The sequence below is a fragment of the Clostridium sp. UBA7503 genome, assembly GCF_002477055.1.
In the GTDB taxonomy this organism is placed as follows: domain Bacteria; phylum Bacillota; class Clostridia; order Clostridiales; family Clostridiaceae; genus Clostridium_J; species Clostridium_J sulfidigenes.
Genome location: NZ_DLNT01000006.1, coordinates 66,417 through 86,463 on the forward strand (window position 1 = coordinate 66,417; position 20,047 = coordinate 86,463).

The 20,047-nt window shown below is 30.0% G+C and carries 17 protein-coding genes; 5 read left to right on the forward strand and 12 right to left on the reverse strand.

Going from position 1 to position 20,047, the window contains the following annotated elements; all coding sequences use genetic code 11:
- Position 1: 1 nt before the first annotated feature.
- The gene (locus tag B3630_RS00905) at positions 2 to 1,705 is read right to left on the reverse strand and encodes an ABC transporter ATP-binding protein (RefSeq protein WP_346894671.1); all 1,704 of its coding nucleotides are present in this window, start codon (positions 1,703 to 1,705) and stop codon (positions 2 to 4) included.
- A gap of 171 nt (positions 1,706 to 1,876) precedes the next feature.
- On the opposite strand from B3630_RS00905, the gene B3630_RS00910 reads away from it, so the two are divergent.
- Together B3630_RS00910 and B3630_RS00915 are read left to right on the forward strand one after the other, a co-directional pair.
- Positions 1,877 to 2,602 (forward strand): hypothetical protein, encoded by a 726-nt coding sequence (locus B3630_RS00910; protein WP_346894673.1) that lies wholly within the window; start codon positions 1,877 to 1,879, stop codon positions 2,600 to 2,602.
- On the forward strand, positions 2,599 to 3,717 hold the full coding sequence (locus B3630_RS00915; RefSeq protein ID WP_346894675.1) for an anti-sigma-I factor RsgI family protein: 1,119 nt from the start codon (positions 2,599 to 2,601) through the stop codon (positions 3,715 to 3,717). The genes B3630_RS00910 and B3630_RS00915 overlap by 4 nt, the downstream gene beginning before the upstream one ends.
- A 245-nt stretch (positions 3,718 to 3,962) precedes the next feature.
- Here the strand turns inward: B3630_RS00915 and bioA are convergent, their stop codons facing one another.
- The 5 genes from bioA to B3630_RS00940 all read right to left on the reverse strand — a co-directional run bounded on the left by bioA (position 3,963) and on the right by B3630_RS00940 (position 8,802).
- Positions 3,963 to 5,324: an adenosylmethionine--8-amino-7-oxononanoate transaminase gene (gene bioA / locus B3630_RS00920; protein WP_346894677.1), complete on the reverse strand. Its 1,362-nt coding sequence runs from the start codon at positions 5,322 to 5,324 to the stop codon at positions 3,963 to 3,965.
- An 18-nt stretch (positions 5,325 to 5,342) separates the two neighbouring features.
- Positions 5,343 to 6,059, reverse strand: coding sequence for a dethiobiotin synthase (bioD, locus tag B3630_RS00925; protein ID WP_346894679.1), 717 nt, complete (start codon positions 6,057 to 6,059; stop codon positions 5,343 to 5,345).
- Entirely contained in the window at positions 6,052 to 7,035 is a 984-nt protein-coding gene (gene bioB / locus B3630_RS00930; RefSeq protein ID WP_346894681.1) for a biotin synthase BioB, read from the reverse strand. The genes bioD and bioB overlap by 8 nt, the downstream gene beginning before the upstream one ends.
- A 24-nt stretch (positions 7,036 to 7,059) precedes the next feature.
- The gene (locus B3630_RS00935) at positions 7,060 to 7,620 is read right to left on the reverse strand and encodes a biotin transporter BioY (RefSeq protein ID WP_346894683.1); all 561 of its coding nucleotides are present in this window, start codon (positions 7,618 to 7,620) and stop codon (positions 7,060 to 7,062) included.
- A gap of 288 nt (positions 7,621 to 7,908) precedes the next feature.
- Complete coding sequence (locus B3630_RS00940; RefSeq protein WP_346894809.1) at positions 7,909 to 8,802, reverse strand: AraC family transcriptional regulator; 894 nt, start codon at positions 8,800 to 8,802, stop codon at positions 7,909 to 7,911.
- Positions 8,803 to 9,000: 198 nt separating this feature from the next.
- On the opposite strand from B3630_RS00940, the gene B3630_RS00945 reads away from it, so the two are divergent.
- Positions 9,001 to 9,708, forward strand: a complete 708-nt coding sequence (locus tag B3630_RS00945) for a Crp/Fnr family transcriptional regulator (protein ID WP_346894685.1) — start codon at positions 9,001 to 9,003, stop codon at positions 9,706 to 9,708.
- Between the two features lie 128 nt (positions 9,709 to 9,836).
- On the forward strand, positions 9,837 to 10,553 hold the full coding sequence (gene ric, locus B3630_RS00950) for an iron-sulfur cluster repair di-iron protein (RefSeq protein ID WP_346894687.1): 717 nt from the start codon (positions 9,837 to 9,839) through the stop codon (positions 10,551 to 10,553).
- 109 nt (positions 10,554 to 10,662) lie between these two features.
- Here the strand turns inward: ric and B3630_RS00955 are convergent, their stop codons facing one another.
- The 4 genes from B3630_RS00955 to zupT all read right to left on the reverse strand — a co-directional run bounded on the left by B3630_RS00955 (position 10,663) and on the right by zupT (position 16,219).
- A complete protein-coding gene (locus tag B3630_RS00955; RefSeq protein WP_346894689.1) occupies positions 10,663 to 11,742 on the reverse strand; it encodes a 2,3-butanediol dehydrogenase in 1,080 nt (359 codons plus the stop codon).
- Between the two features lie 337 nt (positions 11,743 to 12,079).
- Complete coding sequence (locus tag B3630_RS00960; protein WP_346894691.1) at positions 12,080 to 14,020, reverse strand: sigma-54-dependent Fis family transcriptional regulator; 1,941 nt, start codon at positions 14,018 to 14,020, stop codon at positions 12,080 to 12,082.
- 105 nt (positions 14,021 to 14,125) lie between these two features.
- On the reverse strand, positions 14,126 to 15,373 hold the full coding sequence (gene uvsE, locus B3630_RS00965) for a UV DNA damage repair endonuclease UvsE (protein ID WP_346894693.1): 1,248 nt from the start codon (positions 15,371 to 15,373) through the stop codon (positions 14,126 to 14,128).
- Between the two features lie 21 nt (positions 15,374 to 15,394).
- Complete coding sequence (gene zupT / locus B3630_RS00970) at positions 15,395 to 16,219, reverse strand: zinc transporter ZupT (protein ID WP_346894695.1); 825 nt, start codon at positions 16,217 to 16,219, stop codon at positions 15,395 to 15,397.
- A gap of 609 nt (positions 16,220 to 16,828) precedes the next feature.
- Between zupT and B3630_RS00975 the strand changes: the two genes are divergently transcribed.
- On the forward strand, positions 16,829 to 17,212 hold the full coding sequence (locus tag B3630_RS00975; RefSeq protein ID WP_346894811.1) for a creatininase family protein: 384 nt from the start codon (positions 16,829 to 16,831) through the stop codon (positions 17,210 to 17,212).
- A 431-nt stretch (positions 17,213 to 17,643) separates the two neighbouring features.
- Here B3630_RS00975 and B3630_RS00980 read toward each other — a convergent pair whose 3' ends face one another.
- Together B3630_RS00980 and B3630_RS00985 are read right to left on the reverse strand one after the other, a co-directional pair.
- Complete coding sequence (locus B3630_RS00980; RefSeq protein WP_346894697.1) at positions 17,644 to 18,138, reverse strand: hypothetical protein; 495 nt, start codon at positions 18,136 to 18,138, stop codon at positions 17,644 to 17,646.
- A gap of 166 nt (positions 18,139 to 18,304) precedes the next feature.
- Complete coding sequence (locus B3630_RS00985) at positions 18,305 to 20,029, reverse strand: FAD-binding oxidoreductase (protein WP_346894699.1); 1,725 nt, start codon at positions 20,027 to 20,029, stop codon at positions 18,305 to 18,307.
- Positions 20,030 to 20,047 lie beyond the last annotated feature (18 nt).

The following is a 20,047-nucleotide window of genomic DNA, read 5'->3' on the forward strand; positions in this document are numbered from 1 at the left end:
CTTACTCTCCCATCTGAGACTTATGAATTTCTTTGTATACATCACAACTTTCAATAAGTTCTTCATGAGTTCCATACCCTACAACATAACCATCTTCTAATACACAGATTTGGTCTGCATTAAAAATCGAACTAATTCTTTGAGCAATCATTATAGTTGTAGTATCTTTAAAATGTTCTGTAAGATTTTTTCTTAGTACAGCGTCTGTCTTATAATCTAAAGCACTAGAAGAATCATCTAAAATTAATATTTCTGGGTGTGCTGCTATGGCTCTGGCTATAAGCATTCTTTGTTTTTGTCCACCACTTAAATCTGCACCTCTTACTGCAACTTTAGTATTAAAGCCTTCTGCCTTGCCTTCAATAAACTCAGTTGCCTTAGCATAATCTGCTGCTAAGCTTATAGCACTATTCTCTAGAGTTCTTCCAAATCTAATGTTTTCATAAATTGTATCCGTGCTTATAAAATCGTTTTGAAATACCACTCCAAACTTTTCTCTTAATTTTTTCATATTAATAGATTTAATATCTTGTCCATTTATATAAATAGAACCCTGATCTACATCATAAAATCTCATTAATAATTTAATTAAAGTAGATTTTCCTGAGCCTGTAGCCCCTATAATACCTAGAGTTTCACCTTTTTTAACTCCAAAGGTTATATTACTCACATTTTCTTCTTTATGATTATAAGAAAAAGAGACATTTCTAAATTCAATAGCATAATCTGTATCTATAATTGGTATGTTCCTAATTGGTAATTCTTCTTTCTCATTTAGTATTTCAGTGATACGCTTTGCGGAAGCACTTGCTTTGGAGTAATTAGTAAATACTCTAGAAATAAATAAAAGGGAATTTAATATTAAAGTTACATATGTTAAAAATGCAATTATTGCTCCTGGTTTAATGGCTCCACTATTTACTCTGTAAGCTCCAGCCAAAATAACAAATACTGTCCCCACATTTAAGCAAAGGTTCATTACTGGATTTAGTATAGCCATAACCATACCACTCTTCTTTTCTTGAATTACTGTAGCATCATTCCGAGCATTAAATCTTTCCTTCTCATGTTCTTCCTTTGATAAAGCCTTAATTACACGAATTCCTGTAACATCTTCACGGACTACACGTACAAAATCATCTACTTTTTTCTGAACAATTGAATACATAGGGATACCTACTTTTGATATGTGCATAATAGTGATAAAAATAATAGGCATTACTGAAATCATTACTAAAGTTAGTAATGGATCTAATGTCAATGTTATAATTATTCCACCAATAAGCATTATTGGAGCTCTAATACCTAGTCTTTGCATCATTCCCACCATCTGATGGATGTTATAAGTATCCGTGGTAGCTCTAGAAATTAAAGAAGGTAGTGTAAAAGCATCCACTTGTCTATCAGAAAGACATATCATTTTAGAGAATAAATCATTTCTAACTCGCTCTGTGGTATCTCTTGCCACCTTTGAAGCCATTCTGTTAGCTAATATATTAAAAGTTACTGCACAAATGGCACATAAAAGCATAATTCCACCCCAAATTAAAATTAGAGATACCTGCTTTAATGGAATAATTTCATCAATCATATAAGACAAAATCCATGGAATTGCTAGTTCTACAATAGTTCCAGTAAACTTTATTGAAAATCCTATAAGCATGTTTACTCTATAAGGTTTTAAATACTTAAATATTTGCTTCATAATATTCCACCTTTAAGATATAATATATTTCGTTTTCCTAAATATATTATATCTTAAAGTTTTTAAAAAATCTATTTTAAAATTCAGAAATTTGCTTTAGCAATTTATAGTTCTAAAGGTTTACCTAATAATTTTTAGATGATAGAATAATAAGAATAAGGAGGTGCCATGTTGAGAGAAATAGATTATATGGCTATAGATGCTGCTAATAATCAGGATCTATTAAATAGTTTCATTGAGCAAAATGAATTGTTTATTTTAAAATGTACATCAAGAATAACCCGAAAATACATAACTAAAAGTGATGATGAATGGTCTGTTTCACTTCAGGCATTTGTACAAGCAATTAAAGGCTACGAATTAATTAAAGGAAATTTTCTCAGTTTTGCCGAGCTTATAATTCGTAGGCGTCTTATTGATTATCTTAGGCTTCAGAAGAAATATAACTTAGAATTATCCGTAAATCCTGCCATATTTAATTGTCAGTTAGACGAAAATGAAAATGATAAAGATATTGCACTTGGACTTGCAGTAGCAGAAAAGATAATTTACCAAGAAAATTATACACTAAAATTTGAGATTGAAGCTGCAAATGAAGTATTTTTCTATTATGGATTTTCTTTTTTAGATTTATCTACATGTTCACCTAAAGCTAAAAAAACAAAATCGTCCTGTGCAAAAGTTGTAGTATATTTACTCAATAACCCAATATTAATTAATGAATTACAAAGTTCAAAACAACTATCATTAAAAATAATTGAAAAAAATTTAAATGTACCCCGAAAAATATTAGAACGTCACCGAAAATATATAATAGCAGCAGTAGAGATACTATCCGGAGAGTATCCAAACCTAGCTTACTATTTCAGGTACATCAGAGAGGAGATTAATAAATGAAATCTGTTGTTGTAGAAATCAAGGCTGGCTATGCTGCAGTCCTTTCTGAAGATGGCTGCATATCAAAAGTAAAAGATAAAAATTATATCATTGGGCAGGTGATTGAAATGAAAAGTACCAATTTTAAAAATATAAAATTGGTAATGTGTTCTGCTTTAACAGCTATGATTGCAATTGTAGGAGGCATAACCCTATGGGCCTATAAAACACCTTACTCCTATGTGAGTTTAGATGTAAATCCTTCTATTGAATATTCTTTAAATCGTTTTGACAAGGTAATTAGTGTAACTGCAGTTAATGATGATGGTCAGGAAATTCTTAATGAACTTGAATTAGACAAGCTTGAAAATCAAAATATTGAAGATGCAGTTGCTGAAACAGTTAATCAAATTAGTGAAGATGGTTATTTTGATAATAGCATTGATAATGACATTGATGGTGGAATTATTATTGCAACTTCTGGTGAAGATCAAGAAAAATCAGATGAACTTGCTGAAAAACTACAAGAAAGTTTAGAAACTGAAATTGAAGAAATAGGTGAAGATATTACCCTTGAAACTATAAGTGTTGGATTTGAACGAGTACAAAAAGCCAAAGAACTGGGTGTAACACCTGGCAAACTAAATTTAGTTGAAAAACTACAAAATAGTTCTTCAAATCCAGAAAGCATTATTCTTGAAGAGTGGTTAAACAAACCTGTTAAAGAAATTATGAGTGCTATCAAGGAAAATAAGAAAGCTAAAATAGAACAAACTGAAACTTCTGATGAAGATGAATCTACTGAAGAATCAACTACAGATAGTACAGAAGTGGCAGATGAAATAAAAACTGATAAAGCCCTAACTAAAGAAGCTGAAAATACCAATGATACTAAAGCTACGCAGGAAAGAGCTAGCCAAAAATCTCAGAATAAAATAGAAAAAGCTACTAACAAGCTTGAAAAGACTGAGAATAAAGCTAATAAAAAATCTGAAGCAACTGAGAAAAAAAATAACAACAATACTGAAAAACCTAAAGAAAAAATACCTAACAAGCCTGAGAAATCTAAAGAAAAAACACCTAACAAACCTGAAAATTCAGGAAAAAAAGGTAATGAAAAATCAAATAAAAACTAATAATAGTTTTTATATATATTACTTATATAACTAAAGATAAAAATATAATTTAAACAAACTAAAGATAAAAACATAAATTAAATAAACTAAAGATAAAAACATCGTAAAGTACAAAAAAATACAAAGAGTATGCCCCTAATGCCCCCATACTCTTTGTATTTTTTATATGCCTATAAACATCCCTGAAACCCGCATAAACAGAACAACTATTTAACTAGTTTAATATTTATATATTTATTTTACTGTTATTCTATTTTAAAATTATACTTAAAATATTCTTCTACACTTTCAAAGCAAATATCTATCATAAATTCTATTTCATCTTTACTTATTACATAAGGAGGTATGAAATAAAGTACATCACCTATAGCTCTTAATAGTAACCCTTTCTTCAATGCTATTTTATAAATCTCATAACCTACTCTACTTTGCCAACAATATCTCTCCTTGGTATCTCTATCCTTTACTATTTCAATAGCAGTTATCATGCCTATACTTCTTACTTCTCCTATATGACTACAATTCTTTGCTCTTTCTATTGTAAGTTTTTCTATTAATCTTCCCTTAACTTTATTATTTTCTATTATATTTTCTTCTTCATATATTTTTAGATTTTCTAAAGCAATAGCACAAGCCATAGCATTTCCTGCATAGGTATGACTATGTAAAAAAGATTTTCTTTCTGAATAATCACCATAAAAACAATTATATATTTCATTAGTAGTCATAACTACAGACATTGGCATATATCCTGCAGAAATACCCTTTGAAAGGCACATAAAATCTGGACTTATATCTGCATGATTACATGCAAACATCTCTCCTGTTCTTCCAAATCCCATGGCAATTTCGTCTACTATCAAATGTACATCATACTTATCACAAAGATTACGAAGTTTTTTTAGATAAATAGGTGAATAAATTTTCATTCCTGCTGCACCTTGAACCATTGGCTCAACTATTACAGCACTTATCTCTTCATGATTTTCAACTAAACATTTTTCCATAGCTTCAAAGCATCTAGCACTACATTTATCTCTAGTACAACCATATTTACACCTATAACAATCTGGTCCATCAATCCTAAGAGTATCTAAAAGTAAGGGTTTATATATCATATTAAAGGCATCAATATCACACACAGATAGAGCACCTAAAGTTTCTCCATGATAGGCATCACTTAAAGCTACAAATTTCTTCTTTTTAGTTTTATTTCTTTGCATATTATAGTGAAAACTCATCTTTAAAGCTATTTCCACTGCAGAAGATCCATTATCTGAATAAAATACTTTATTTAATCCTTCTGGTGTTATGCTTACTAACTTTTCTGCTAAGTCAATAGCAGGTTTATTTGAAAAATTAGCAAAGATAACATGTTCTATTTTATCGATTTGATTCTTTATAGCTTTATTTATTCTTTTATTGCTATGACCTAGGGTATTTGTCCACCAAGATGATATACAATCCAAATACTTATTTCCATGAATATCATAAAGCCAAACCCCTTCTCCTCTTTCAATAACTATAGGATTAAGCTCTTCATAGTCCTTCATCTGTGCACAAGGATGCCATATATATTCTAAATCTCTTTTTACATAATCCTTCATATAAACACCTAACCTTTACTATAATTCTTCCATCCAATCTATAATACTTCTGTCATTAAAAGTATTTAATGCACAAGTTCTTATATTATCTATATTACTTTTATCTATAGTTTTAAATTTACCTACTACAGGAACTCCAGTAAGTTTTTCTATAACCTTAATATTATCTTTAGTTATATAATTATCTTCGTAATTATTTATAATAATTCCTTTTACTTTGATTCCCATGGACTCTATATATTTCACAGTAAGTACTGTGTGGTTTATTGTTCCCACTCCACCTCTAGCTACAACCACGGTACTCATATTTAAATCCTTAATAAGGTCACCTAGTGTATATATTTCTTCATCCCTATTTATTAGAGGACATATTATACCACCACTACCTTCTGCAATTATAAAATCATATTTTTCTTTTAGTTTCTCAAATTTAGCCTTTATAATATTTAGCTCAATAGGATTATCTTCTATTTGGGCAGCTAAATGTGGAGATATGGCTGTCTTAAATATATATGGAGTTATATTTTCATAGGGTTCCTTTAATCCACTAACCTGGCTTACTAAGTCAGTATCTCCAGGAATTAGTTTATTACCTTCTTCTATAGCCCCACTTAAAGCTCCCTTAAAATATGTTGCTCTGTGCCCTTTACTTCTAAGGACATGAAGCAGTCCTGCAGTTACAACAGTTTTTCCTACATCTGTATCCGTTCCAACTACAAATATCCCCTTAGCCATTACTTCTAACCTCCAACTTTAGTTCACCTATCATTTTCTTATCATCACATATTTTATTACCAGAAGTGGTTAAATAATTTCCAGTAATAGTAGCATTTGCACCTGAGTTAAAGCATTCTTTCCCCAAATCCCTAATGAGATTTCTACCACCAGCTAATCTAATTAAAGCTTTAGGGTTTATAAACCTAAAAATAGCAATGGTCTTTAAAATATCCCATTGACTTAAATTTTTAGAATCTTCAAGAGGAGTACCTTTTACAGGATTAAGTACATTCACCGGAATAGACATAATCGTTAATTCTTTCAATTCAAAAGCAAGATTAATTCTATCAACCCAACTTTCACCAAGTCCAATAATTCCTCCTGAACATACAGGTATACCTGCCTTCTGTGCAGCCTTTATGGTATCTATTCTTTCTTCATAACTATGAGTTGTACATATTTCCTTATAAAATTCTCTACTTGTTTCTAAGTTGTGATGGTACATAGTTATTCCTCTTGCCTTTAACTTAAGTAGCTTATCATAATCAAGTATTCCTAAAGAGGCACATAACTCAATCTTTAATTCCCTATTAAGGTTTTCATATATATCTAAAACTTTCTCAAAATCGTTACTTGTAATCCCTCTACCACTAGTAACTAAAGAGAATCTATTTACTCCCTCTGATTCATTTTCTTTTGCTAACTTTAATGCTACTTCCTTTGAAGCTAAATCATAGACTTCTGCACTAGTATTATAATGAACAGATTGCGCACAGAATTTACAATCTTCAGAACATCTACCTGATTTTGCATTCATGATAGAGCAAATATCTACCTTATTACCGCAAAAAATTTTTCTTATATTATTAGCACTAAGACATAATTGTTCAATCTCATCATTATTTCTAAGCTCTGTTAATGTCATTGCTTCTTGAAAATTTATGTATTCACCTGATAAAATTCTTATCTCTAAATCCTTAATAAAACTTTTCATACTTCAAGCCTTCTTTCACTTTTATTAAATGTATCCAAACCATTTGAATATAGGTACTATTTTTATTGCTACATAAGCTGCAAATGCTGTTAAAATCAAATCTCCAGATATGCATAGTATAAAACCATTAAAAAATGCAAAATATAGTGACATCGGTTGTTGTATATATAAGTTATAGCTAACATAAAAATATATAACTCCAAATAAATAAATAAAAAATAGTCCAGCTAAAAGCATCCCCATAGCTTTAATAAAACTTAAATCCTTAATCTTTTCTCTTATCTTTCCTATTACATAAGCTGCCACTATAAATCCTATAAGATATCCAAATGTAGGTTTAAATACATAGCTAAGCCCTCCCCCTTCAGTAAATACTGGTACACCTGCAAGCCCAACCATAACATAAATTATTTGGGATAGTGCACCAAGTTTAGAGCCTAAGATAATTCCTGCTAAGGCACAAAATAAGTATTGAAGAGTAAAAGGCACATAAGGTATTGGTATTTTAATAAATGCACCAATAGCGGTTAATGCTGCAAACATAGCTACTAAAATCAAATTTCTCGTATTCTTGGTAGTTTTCATAATTCTCTCCTTAAAATGTTTACTTTATAGTGAGATTATAATTAAGAATTCATCAATTGTCAACCTATTTAATAATTAAAGTTTACAATTTACTATAAATACATTCCATTACTTGGACTAAAAATACATTAGGTATTATTAACAAGCACATAAAAATTAGAGAGCATGCTCTTTATATAGCAATGCTCTCTAATTTATCAAGTATTATATTTATTATTTTTCATAGGCCCTAATTCAAAATTCTTTTCTGATTTTCACCAAAAGTTTAGCATGTACTTTAATATTTAATTAATTTTCAAGTAGTCTTTTTACTGGAACATAAATCTCCATAATCGTATCTGTTAGATAATGACAACGCTCATCATAAAATTCAAAATCTAATTTATCTTCGTCATAAATATATCCACTATCTTTAAACCATTCTTCAAATATATATTTCCAAGTTTCTTTAATCACTTCTGAAAACTTATCTTGGTTAGGGTCTACAGTAACATCCACTGGAGGAGTTGTAAATACTGCATACTCCGCCTCTGGTACTTCCACTGTAATCATATCCTCTGTAACTTTAGAGAAATCTTCAACAATGACCCCTAAAAGATAGCATACATTTCCCCCTTTATCAGTTGGAACACACAGACCAACTTCCCCATGATTAGGAGGATTTAAGATTTCATACATCTTTGTTTCTAAATTTTCTCCATCATAATTGCTCCAAAAGGATGCAATATCCTTTGTATAACTTGTTCCTCCAATATTAGTATTTATTCCATATCCAGCTACCTTAAAAGCTGGCTTTTTAACAATATCAGGCTTCATAATATAACCTCCAATTTTAAATGTTATTCCCTTATTAAAGTACCCATCCATTCTAGCTATATATTGTGTTGGACTATATCCAAAAGCTTTCCGAAAGGACTTTGAAAATCCACTAGGTGTTTCAAATCCATATTCAAGGGCAATATCAATAATTTTTCTTCCTTTAAATAGTTCTATTGCTGCTAATGATAGCTTACGTTTTCTAAGGTACTCCATTATAGATATACCTTTACATAAAGTAAAAACTCTACAAAAGTGGTTTACAGAATACCCCACATAATCAGCAACTTCACTCACAGTAATAGCTTCCTTAATATTATTTTCTATAAATTCAATACACCTATCAATATCCTTACTGTAGTTCACTTTTATCACAACCTTTTCCCTAGGGTATCTTTATTATACCAAGACTTTAAAATTTAAGCTGTTCCTAATTTGCTAAAATCTAAATTTAAAACCCAATATTCACTTTTGAATATTTTAATGGTATATTGATTTTAAAGAAATTTAGTATAATATTATTAAAAATGACTTATCATCTCATAAATAAGGATGTGATTATTCATGACTGAACATAAAAAGTGTAACTGCGAAAACTGCCTTCATAAATTATGCGTAGAAAAAGTTCCAATTTTCTCTGGTTTAAATTCTGAAGAACTAAGTAAAATAGCTACCTTAGTTGTAAAAAGGAAATATGAAAAGGGTGAGCTAATTATAATGGAAGAAAGTTATTTAGAAAATTTAATAATTATAGATAAAGGTAAAGTAAAAGTATTTAGTTATACTATTGAAGGCAAAGAGCAGATTCTATATATATTTGATCACGGTGACTTCTTTGGTGAGAAAAATCTCTTAAATAATCAACAATCTACCTATAATGTTGAAGCATTAGAAACTACTTATATTTGCTTGATAAATAAAAATGACTTTCAAAACCTTTTAATTAATTATCCTAAAATAGGGATTAAAATCATAGAAGAATTATGTAGTCGAATGGAGAAAATAGAGAGCTCAGTGCAAAATATGGGTACTAAAAACATAGAGTTGCGTATAAACTCACTACTTCTTGATTTTACAGAAAGGTATGGTAAAAAACATCCTAATGGTGTTATTGTAGAGCTCCCATTAAGCCGTGAAGGAATAGCTAATTATATAGGTACTGCTAGAGAAACGGTTAGTAGGAAATTAAGCGTACTACAAGATCAAGGTGTCATTGATATGATAGGAAATAAACAGATTTTAATACGAGATATAGATGCTTTAATGAATTAAAAAGTAAAAAATAATTAGATAGTTTATTTTAAAACTATGACTCCAGTCACAGAATATTTTATATAACTAATATATTATATAGTTATAAACAAGAAATCTTTAAATAACACTGTATTGGAGGAATATATATGGATAAATTTAATAGTTCTCAAACCGTAGGAGAAATTGTTTCAATTCTGCCTAAGGCTAGTGAAATTTTCAAACAATATAAAATCGATTTTTGCTGTGGAGGTAATAGACCCCTTGAAGAGGTACTCTATGAATTACATCTTGATGAAAATCTAATATTAAATAAAATAAATGAGATTTTTGAAGAAAATAATAAAACAGAAGAAGTATTCATAGATTTTAGGGCATTGACATCAAATGAATTAATTGACCATATTGAAAATACTCATCATGCCTATACTAAGAAAGTACTTCCTGAATTAGGAGATTTAACAACAAAAATAATGAGAGTTCATGGTATAAACCATAATGTACTATTCAGAGTCCATAAGCTCTTTTCAATGCTTAAAACTGAGTTAGAACAACACTTGCTTAAAGAAGAACAAATTCTTTTCCCATTAATTAAAGAATATGATAAAAATCCAAGTGTTAATCAGCTTCAAAAAATTAATAAAGTAATTAATGAAACCGAAGATGAGCATGAAAGTGCTGGAGATATTTTAAAGGAACTTAGAAAAATTACCAATGATTTCAAAGTTCCTAATGACGGTTGTAATACCTATGTTATAACCTTTAAAATTATTGAAGAACTAGAGAGTGATTTATTCCAGCATATTCATCTTGAAAACAATATTCTATTTAATAGAATGAACTTGGATATTAACAAACATCAATAAGTAATTTTATTAAAATAAAAAATTTAAAAGCCTAAGAATAATTTGTTTCCTTAGGCTTTCACCATTTTATTCCATACTCATTTTGTACCTCTACATTTTCTCTGATTTCTTATTTATTTAAAAGAGCTTTATCTGGAGTTACAAGAATTTTCACATGTTTTTTCTTTTCAGGACCTGTCAAAGCTCCAAATCCTTCTTCAACTATATCTTCAAGTGCTATTTTCTTAGTTATATATCCTTCTGCCTTAATTCTTCCATCGCTCATTTGCGCAATTGTTGCTGGAAACTCATGTCTATAGGCTAAAGTTCCTACTATTTTCTTTTCAGAAAATACTAAGACATTAGGGTTAAAGTTTATTTCATCTTCCCAAATACTTGTTATTACCATAGTTCCTTCATATTTTAGACTATCTATGCCTATATCAAAGCCTATCTTTGCTCCTGTAGTTTCAAAGGCCACATCTACACCTGTTCCACCAGTAAGTTTTTTAACCTCCATAGCTATATCAACTTCATTTGGATCAAGAACAACATCTGCTCCTGCCCTCTTTGCATATTCCTGTCTTATTGATTTTCTTTGCAACACTACTACTAGTTTTGCTCCTGCTGCTTTTAAGCATTCAATAGTTGCAAGACCTATTGGTCCTGAACCAAGTACTATTGCAGTATCTCCTGTTTTAAAATTAGCAATTCTAATAGAATGAAGTGCTACCGCCATTGGTTCTACTAAAGCTCCCTGCTCATAAGTCATCTCCTCTGGCATTTTATGCACATATTCTTCTGGAAATACAGTATATTCTGCAAGTCCTCCACCACTACCACAAAGTCCGTGAAATCCTAAGGAAGAGCACAGATTGTATTTACCTTCTCTACATGCTGGACATTCTCCACAAGCTACTATAGGTTCTACAATAACTCTATCACCTATTTCAAATTTTGTTACTCCTTCTCCTACTTCTACAACTTCCCCTGAAAATTCGTGCCCTAGAACTACTGGTGCTATATTCCCACTTAAAGGATGAGGTTGTCCAACAGGTATGAAAATAGGTCCTCCTAAATATTCATGCAAATCTGAACCACATATTCCACACCATTTAACTTTAATTTTTATATTTCCTTTAGTAACCTTTGGTTCATCTACCTCTTCAACCCTAATATCTTTCTTAGCATACCATAATGCTGCTTTCATAATAAAAATACCTCCTAAAAAATAATAATCTAGCACATTGTTAATATTCTCACATATTTATTATGCAAGTCTTATGCCAAAATCATTATTTAAAATACTTTTTAAAACATTATTCACCCTATTTTGCCTGCAGCTATGAAAATGACTACATTGAGTCCCATTCTACATTTCTAATTTAATTTACTTTAAACTTTATTTAAAAATTTAATTTATATAGTAAATTAAAAAATCTCAAAATGATACACAACTCAGTGTCTCATCTTGAGATTTATTATTTTAAATTCTCATTTTGATACATATATGATTCTAATCATTGACAATAAAAAAACAAAGTAATTTATAGGTTTTTTATGTTATATTTTTTTATCTTTCTATAAATAGTAGCTCTACTTATTCCTAGCATTTCCGCAGACTTTAATATGTTACCTCGGCAATAGTTAATAGCTTTTATTATACTTTCTCTTTCTAAAATATCTATAGGTACTATTTCATCTACCTCACTTGCTTTCTCATTATTAAAATTAGCTTCTATCATTTGTGACTTTTCCAAAGATTGTACACAAATTATATCCTTTTCACTAGAATAATAATCCCTTTCTATAGCATTTCTAAGTTCTCTTACATTTCCAGGCCAATCATGTTTTTTTAGTTCATTTATATAATCTGTTGTTATTAGTTTATATTTAGCTTTATTTTTAAAATTAAGACTATTAACAAAGTGTCTTGCTAGTGTCTCTATATCTTCCTTTCTTTCCTTCAAAGGTATGGTTTTTATATTCATTACATTTAACCTGTAATACAAATCTTCTCTAAAAGTTTTTTTACTTATCTCTTCTTTTAACTCTTTATTAGTTGCTCCTATTATTCTTACATCTAATTTCTTTTCGTAATTTCCGCCTACTCTAACTATGGTATTGTTATCTAAAACTCTTAATAATTTCGATTGCATACCTAAAGGAAGTTCTCCTAATTCATCTAAGAAAATTGTTCCACTATCTGCTAATTCAAATTTCCCTGGATGTCCCTCTTTAGCAGCTCCAGTAAAAGCGCCCTTATCATAACCAAAAAATTCACTTTCCATTAGATCTCTAGGAATTGAAGCACAGTTTACAGCTACAAAAGGGCCATTACTTCTTTCACTATAATTATGTATAGCTTGAGCTACCAGTTCTTTTCCCGTGCCGCTAGGTCCTTCTATTAATATATTGCAATCACTTCTCGACGCCCTTTTTGCAAAATTTATCATATTTATCATTTGATCGTTACTAGTTACAATGTCTTTAAACTTATAGTTAGCCTTATATCCTACCACTTTATTTACAAACCTATGTATAGATTTACTTTCTCTAAAAGTTATAACTACTCCCATAGACCTATTATTAACATTCATAGGCACAACATTTAATATACATTTTATTCTTTTATTCTTAATATTAAAGTCACATTCTATGTTATTATACGCTTCCTCATAATTTTCTATAATGTAATCAAAATTTAAATTACCTAGAGCTTTTTTTATATCTATTTCAAATATTTCATCTCGATTCATGGCTAAAATATTTTCTGCCCTATGATTCACCCTCTTAATATTAAGCTTTTCATCTATTACTATCATTCCCTCTACAATGGAATCAAAAGTTATATTCAATAAATTATAGGATAATATAAGTTCTAACTGTTTCTTTATAGATTCAGCTGCTGCAATAACTATTCCCAAAGTATGCAGATGTGCATCCTTGCATATGCCAGACATATTTATACACCCTATTATTTTCCCATCACTATCATGTATAGGTGCTGATGAACACGTCCAAGAATGTTGTTGTATACCATAATGCTCAGCCCCAATAGTTTGTATTGGTTTATTTAGATATAAGCAAGTTCCTATAGCATTAGTTCCTACTGCTTTCTCTGACCATAAGGCTCCTTTTGTAAATCTTAAATCCCTGGCTTTTTCTAAAATACTATCATCACCAATAACATCTAGTATATATCCATCTTTATCTGCAAGGAATAAAGCAAAGCCTGAACCCGATATGGTGTTATACAAATTCTCCATTATAGAATGTGCTACTGAAACTAATTCTATATTCTCTTCAACTTTAATTCCTACAGGAGCTTTATATTCCTCAACACCTCTTCCATCCATATAGTCTACATAATACTCTTTACATCTTATCCATGAATCTCTTATATGTTTTTTAACTTTTTTATTATCTATACCGTATTTCACAAATTCATTCCATGCCTTTGTAATGAACTCCTCATAATTGTCCATTCTTACACTCCCACCCCTTAAGAAATATATACTTAAAACAACAAATTTATTATTTTAGCATTTGTTTTATATCACCATGGATAAAATGTATACCTAGAACTAAATCTAATATATAAAATAATAAGAGTTATTAATATAATCCACTCCATATTTTTCACTTAGTTTCTTTAACAAAGTTTTTACCTTAATATTATTTTCATCTGGATTCTTTAAAAGTTCATTAAACCTATTCTTTTCTTTTAATGTTGCTTTATCTTTTATATATCCATAAACATGTTGTGATGTGTTAATAAAATTTCCTCTACTAAAAGGCTTTTCTAAACACTGATCTATATACATATACACTTCTCTCATTGGTATAGGAGAATTTACTAAGCTACTACATTTTTTATAATAAGAATAATCCTTTTCCATTAAAGAATACTTATACTTCGCCCATTGCTCTGTCCTTACATAAATTGGTAAGTCCTCATTAATAGCACAAATACACTTGATTGTTGATATTTCCTTATCCTTAACTTCAAGCATAACATCTGAATTAACTTCTGAAATACTTTTCATATAATCTAAAAAATTACTAGTAACAACAAACTTAGAATGAGCTCCTCCTTTTTTACTTATATCTCTATCAGAATAATGGAATTTTACTGGACCATCTTCAATCTTCCATGTATTTTTAACAGAGTATAAAATATCCTTCCACTCTAAAGAACAAGGATTGAGTTGTTGATGAAGATTATCAAACACTGCTGGTATTTTAATATCATTACAAATATTTAATACATCTTCTATGGTATAACTCTTATCATCATTTTCAATTACCAATCTTTTTTTCAAAGAGCTTGATAGTCTACTAAAATTATGCTTAAATCGTTCCATAGCAGAAATTTTATCTCCATATACTCCTCCAACGTGAAGTATAATTTTGTTAGAATAGTCCACACCTAAACTATCTAAAAATCTGCAATGATACTCTAAGTCCATAATACTTTTTTCAACTACTTCATCATTAGGAGAATTTAGAACTGTATATTGACCAGGATGCATAGAAACCCTAATATTATTACTTTTTATAAACTCTCCACACTCTGTAAGTTCTTTATTATATGTCTCCCACCACTTTAGGTTATTAATGGGGTGACTACCAAAGGGAATTATATCTGAACTTATCCTAAATAAATATATTTCATTTTCTACATTCCACTTTAATATATTCATCAAATCATCAATGTTACTTCTAACACACTGATTAAAAACATTATCACTAAAATTTTTTAATAAAAAGCTTCTTGAAGTTTTATATGGAATAGACGCAGGTGTACATGCATATCCAATTCTATTTTTTTCAAGCAACTTACAACACCATCCTTTTACTTAAATGAAAAGTAATAAACTAATTGCCATTACAGCCATTCCAGCTACTAGCCCGTAGATAGATAAATGATGTTCTCCATATTCTCTTGCCGATGGAAGTAATTCATCAAGAGAAATGAATATCATAATACCAGCAACTACAGCAAAAATAATTCCAAGGGTAATATTATTAATAAATGGCATTAGTACTAAATAACCAATAATAGCACCTAGAGGCTCTGACAGTCCAGATAGAAAAGAATATAGAAAGGCTTTCTTTCTACTACCTGTAGCATAATATACTGGAACTGATACTGCGATACCCTCAGGAATATTATGAATGGCAATTGCTATTGTAATAGGTATTGCTATTGATGGTTCTTGTAAGGCAGAAATAAAAGTAGCCAATCCTTCTGGAAAGTTATGAATACCCACAGCAAGGGCTGTAAGTAATCCCATTCTAAGCAATTTCTTATTATCTTTTGATGTATCTTTTAAATTATCATTTTCTTTTCTATTTAATTCTTCAACTTTATAAATTTCGTGAGGATTTTCACCACTTGGTATAAGTTTATCAATAAGAGCTATGATTAGCATACCACCAAAAAATGATCCTACTGTAACCCATGAACCCAATTTAAATCCAAGCTCAATGGATAATAAATTCCTAGCTTCAACGAAAATTTCTATCATAGAAACATATATCATAACTCCTGCAGAAAATCCTAAACTAATTGATAAAAACTTTGTATTAGTTTTTTTAGCAAAAAATGCAAGAGCACTTCCAATTCCCGTGCATAGTCCTGCAAATAGCGTTAATGTAAATGCAATAAAAACCTGTTCCATATCTTTTCCCCCTAATTTCTATATTTTATTCATACACTTTATTCATACACTTATTAATAATTTACACAAACTTGTTTAATCACTATAATATCTATCACTGTAACTTTCACTAATCTTCGCCTTAATTAAATCTTGTTATTTTCTTAGGATAAATTAATCTATTTTCCTTTAATAGTATAATTATTATATCATAAGCAATTTAAAAATCACTACCATGCTAACCCTATATAACAGAGTTCTTTGCTTCAGAAGGAGTTTTCACTCCCACTGAAGCGTAGAAATCGTTATCCATGGACGTAAACTGCTCTTTACTCCAACTTTGAAGAAGATGGGAGTATTAGAGCTGGTGGTCATCGGATGAAATAATATTTATCCTAATATTTTTATTAGATCTATTCATATTTTTGTTTATAATATGGATACTATGCAAAAGCATACTTACGTTAAAATAATATTTGTGCACATCAATTTTATTATATATAAGTACTTAACAAAATACTTTATTAAACTTAAGAATAGGAGACATTAATTATGTACGAAAATGTTAAAATGGAAAATATGACATGGCAATAATTTTCAAAGAAAAAAGATGATGTAATTATATTACCAATAGGTGCTACAGAACAACATGGCCCACACTTACCTACTTGTGTAGACTCTGTACTAGCAAGAGAATTTGCTTATCACGTAGCTGAAAAAATTAATGGAGTAGTTGCTCCAACTATTTCTTATGGATACAAATCGAAACAATTAAGTGGTGGTGGTCCATTATTTCCAGGAACTATTGACTTAAATGGCGCTACATTACAAGCTTTAGTAATGGATATTGTTGATGAATTTGCTCGTGATGGATTTACAAAAATATTTATTTTAAGTGCTCACTTTGAAATTGAAGCATTTATTGTGGAAGCCATGGATCTATGTTCAGCAAAATACGGAGACAAGGTAAAACTTCTTCTTACCAACTGGTGGACCCAATGTCACCTGATGTAATTGATAAAGTTTTTGATGAAGTCCCATTTCCAGGATGGGCTTTGGAACACGCTGCCGTTACTGAAACTTCATTAATGATGTATTTTGCACCATAGCTTGTTAGAGAAGATAAAATATTAGATACAGAAAATACTAGCCCAGCAACCTATTTTAGATATCCTATAGAAAAAGATATCGTACCTGAAATCGGAATACTTGCATCGGCTAAATCATCTTCAGCTGCAAGAGGAAAGATAATTGTGGATGATGTTGTTCCAAATATTATAAAAATAGTTGAAGAAGCTTTCAAGTAAAGTCTAAGAAAATTATTAACTATATTTAGCAATTATTTTTTAACTTATAAAATTTATATTTTCTTATTTAATATAGTAAAATTGCCTAGTATGATATTATACTCCATACTAGGCAAAACTTATTTATAATTCTTATTTCTAATTATCACATAAAACTATGATTTGTGATGGTGTTGTAATTGCAGGTATACTTTTGGTACTCATTCCATATACAACAACAAGATTTCTATTTTCTATATTTCCTAAAAAGCTCTGTCCATTTTCAAGTAGTATTTGTGTTCTATTACTAATATTAAGTCTAAGTGAATCATCTCTACTGACTAACCTTCTATTGAAATGAGATACCTTGACATTTTCTTTTTTTGATTTTCTAGCTATAACAATAGCTCTATACTGAGGTGGAAATATTAATGGAACAGGTGCCAATGAATCATAAAATCCAATTATATAATCGCCAGGTCTTATATTAACATGGTCTACAAAGTAAGTATCTCGGCTAACTACTAAGTTAAAATCATCATTTCTTCTTCCTCTTACTGACATTATCATTGTACATGCCGATGTGTCATTTACTGACGTTTTCATCACTTCTATACTTTTAACTACTCCTTCAACACTTAAAAATTCTTTCACTATTATTCCTCCATATAATAACATACTGTGTTGTTATTATATTATGGATTGAAAAAACTTGTGTTACAATTTAAATATCTTCTTTAAAAATATAAAACTAATAGAGAATGCTTATCTACCTTTTTTCAAAATTTTAGTATAATTATGGGTACACTAAAGCTAAATTTTACTTTACCATTCTTTTCTTACCATCAGATAAATCAAGACCTAATGTTCCACCTGGATTCATAATATTATTTGGATCAAAATGATTTTTTAATACCTTGAATACCTCCATTTGATTTTTACCTATTTGACCTTCAAGCCAAGGGGCTGTCATCTTTCCTATTCCATGGTGATGACTCATCGCAGCTCCATACTTCTGAATATTATCAAGTATTCCATATTGATATTCTAAATACTCATCTATTTTATTCATTTTAGCTATAAAAATAAAGTACAGATTTGCACCTTGTGGATAAACATGAGACATATGTGTCATACAAATTGTATTTGGTCTACTTTTGCAGTAAGCTCTTACTCCCTTATGAACATAATCCATATTCTCCCAATTAACTGAACATTCAAGGGTATCAGTCATAATACCATAATCCTGTAAATCTTCTCTTAAATATGGATCTCTAAACCTTCCGTGTTCCCATGCCTTAGTTACATATCCTGTAGTCGACATGGCTCCATACTCTTTACATATCTTATGAACCTTTTTCCTTACTACCTTTGTAAAACATGTTTCTCCATCTGTAAATCCCAAAAACATACATCTCTCATTTGGCTTGTATCCTCTTACAGTCATTATTTTATCAATAATTGTTCCTTCTACGCCATAGAGTTTCATCATAACATCAGTTTCTTCTGGGTCTGATAATCTAAATACTGATGGAAATCCAAATTGTCCTTGCATAATTTCTCTTGCTGCATTCCTAGCATCTACCCAGTTTTTGAATATATAACTAAATCTTCTTTGATTTTCTGGCATGTATCTAAAAATTTTAAGAGTTACAGAAGCTAATATTCCATAGGCACCTTCACTTCCCATCATGATTTCATCAATGGATGGTCCTGTAGCTAATGCAGGATATTCATCAGTTTTTATAACACCAGCTGGTGTTATATACTCTTGGCATATAACCATATCCTCAATCTTTCCAAAGTAAGTTGAATTCTGACCTGCTCCTCTAGTTACAACCCAACCTCCAACTGCCGAATATTCAAAGGATTGAGGGAAATGCCCACAGGTATATGCCCTCTTTGCACCAAAGAGTTCCTTTGCTTTATTTAATGTTTCTTCTAGTTTCGGACCTGACATACCAGCTTCTACAGTTATTGTTTGATTTATTTCATTAAAGTTAACTACCTTATTCATATGAACTCTCATATCTAAGGATACTCCACCTTTTACACACTCAACGCCTCTAGTTACAGATGAACCTCCTCCGTAAACATACACTGGTATTTTCTCTTCATTACAGTACTCAACTATTTCTTTTATATCGTTTTTGCTTCTTGGATGTATTACTATATCAGGAATATTTTCAACTATACCTTCTCTAAGTCTCATTGAATCTATCATAGTTTTTCCATAAGCTATTTGAAGCCTTGAATAAGGGTCCATTCTTACATTATTTTCTCCTACTATGTCTTTAAAGTGAGCAATTTGCCCTTCTGCTAAAGTAATCTCTTTTTCAAAATTAACTTTTTCTAAACCCATTTTTTGAGGTGTTTTAAAATCATCATCAGTCATTTCAAAGGTTTTCTTCATCAAAGTGTATAACCTAGGATTGGGATGTTTAAATTCCTTAGGATTTCCCCATTTTAAAATAGATCTATAGGATCCTTCTGGTGGTAAATCTTCATACCAACTTGGTGTGAAAATATCTTCATTTCTATTCATATATAATTCCCCCATATA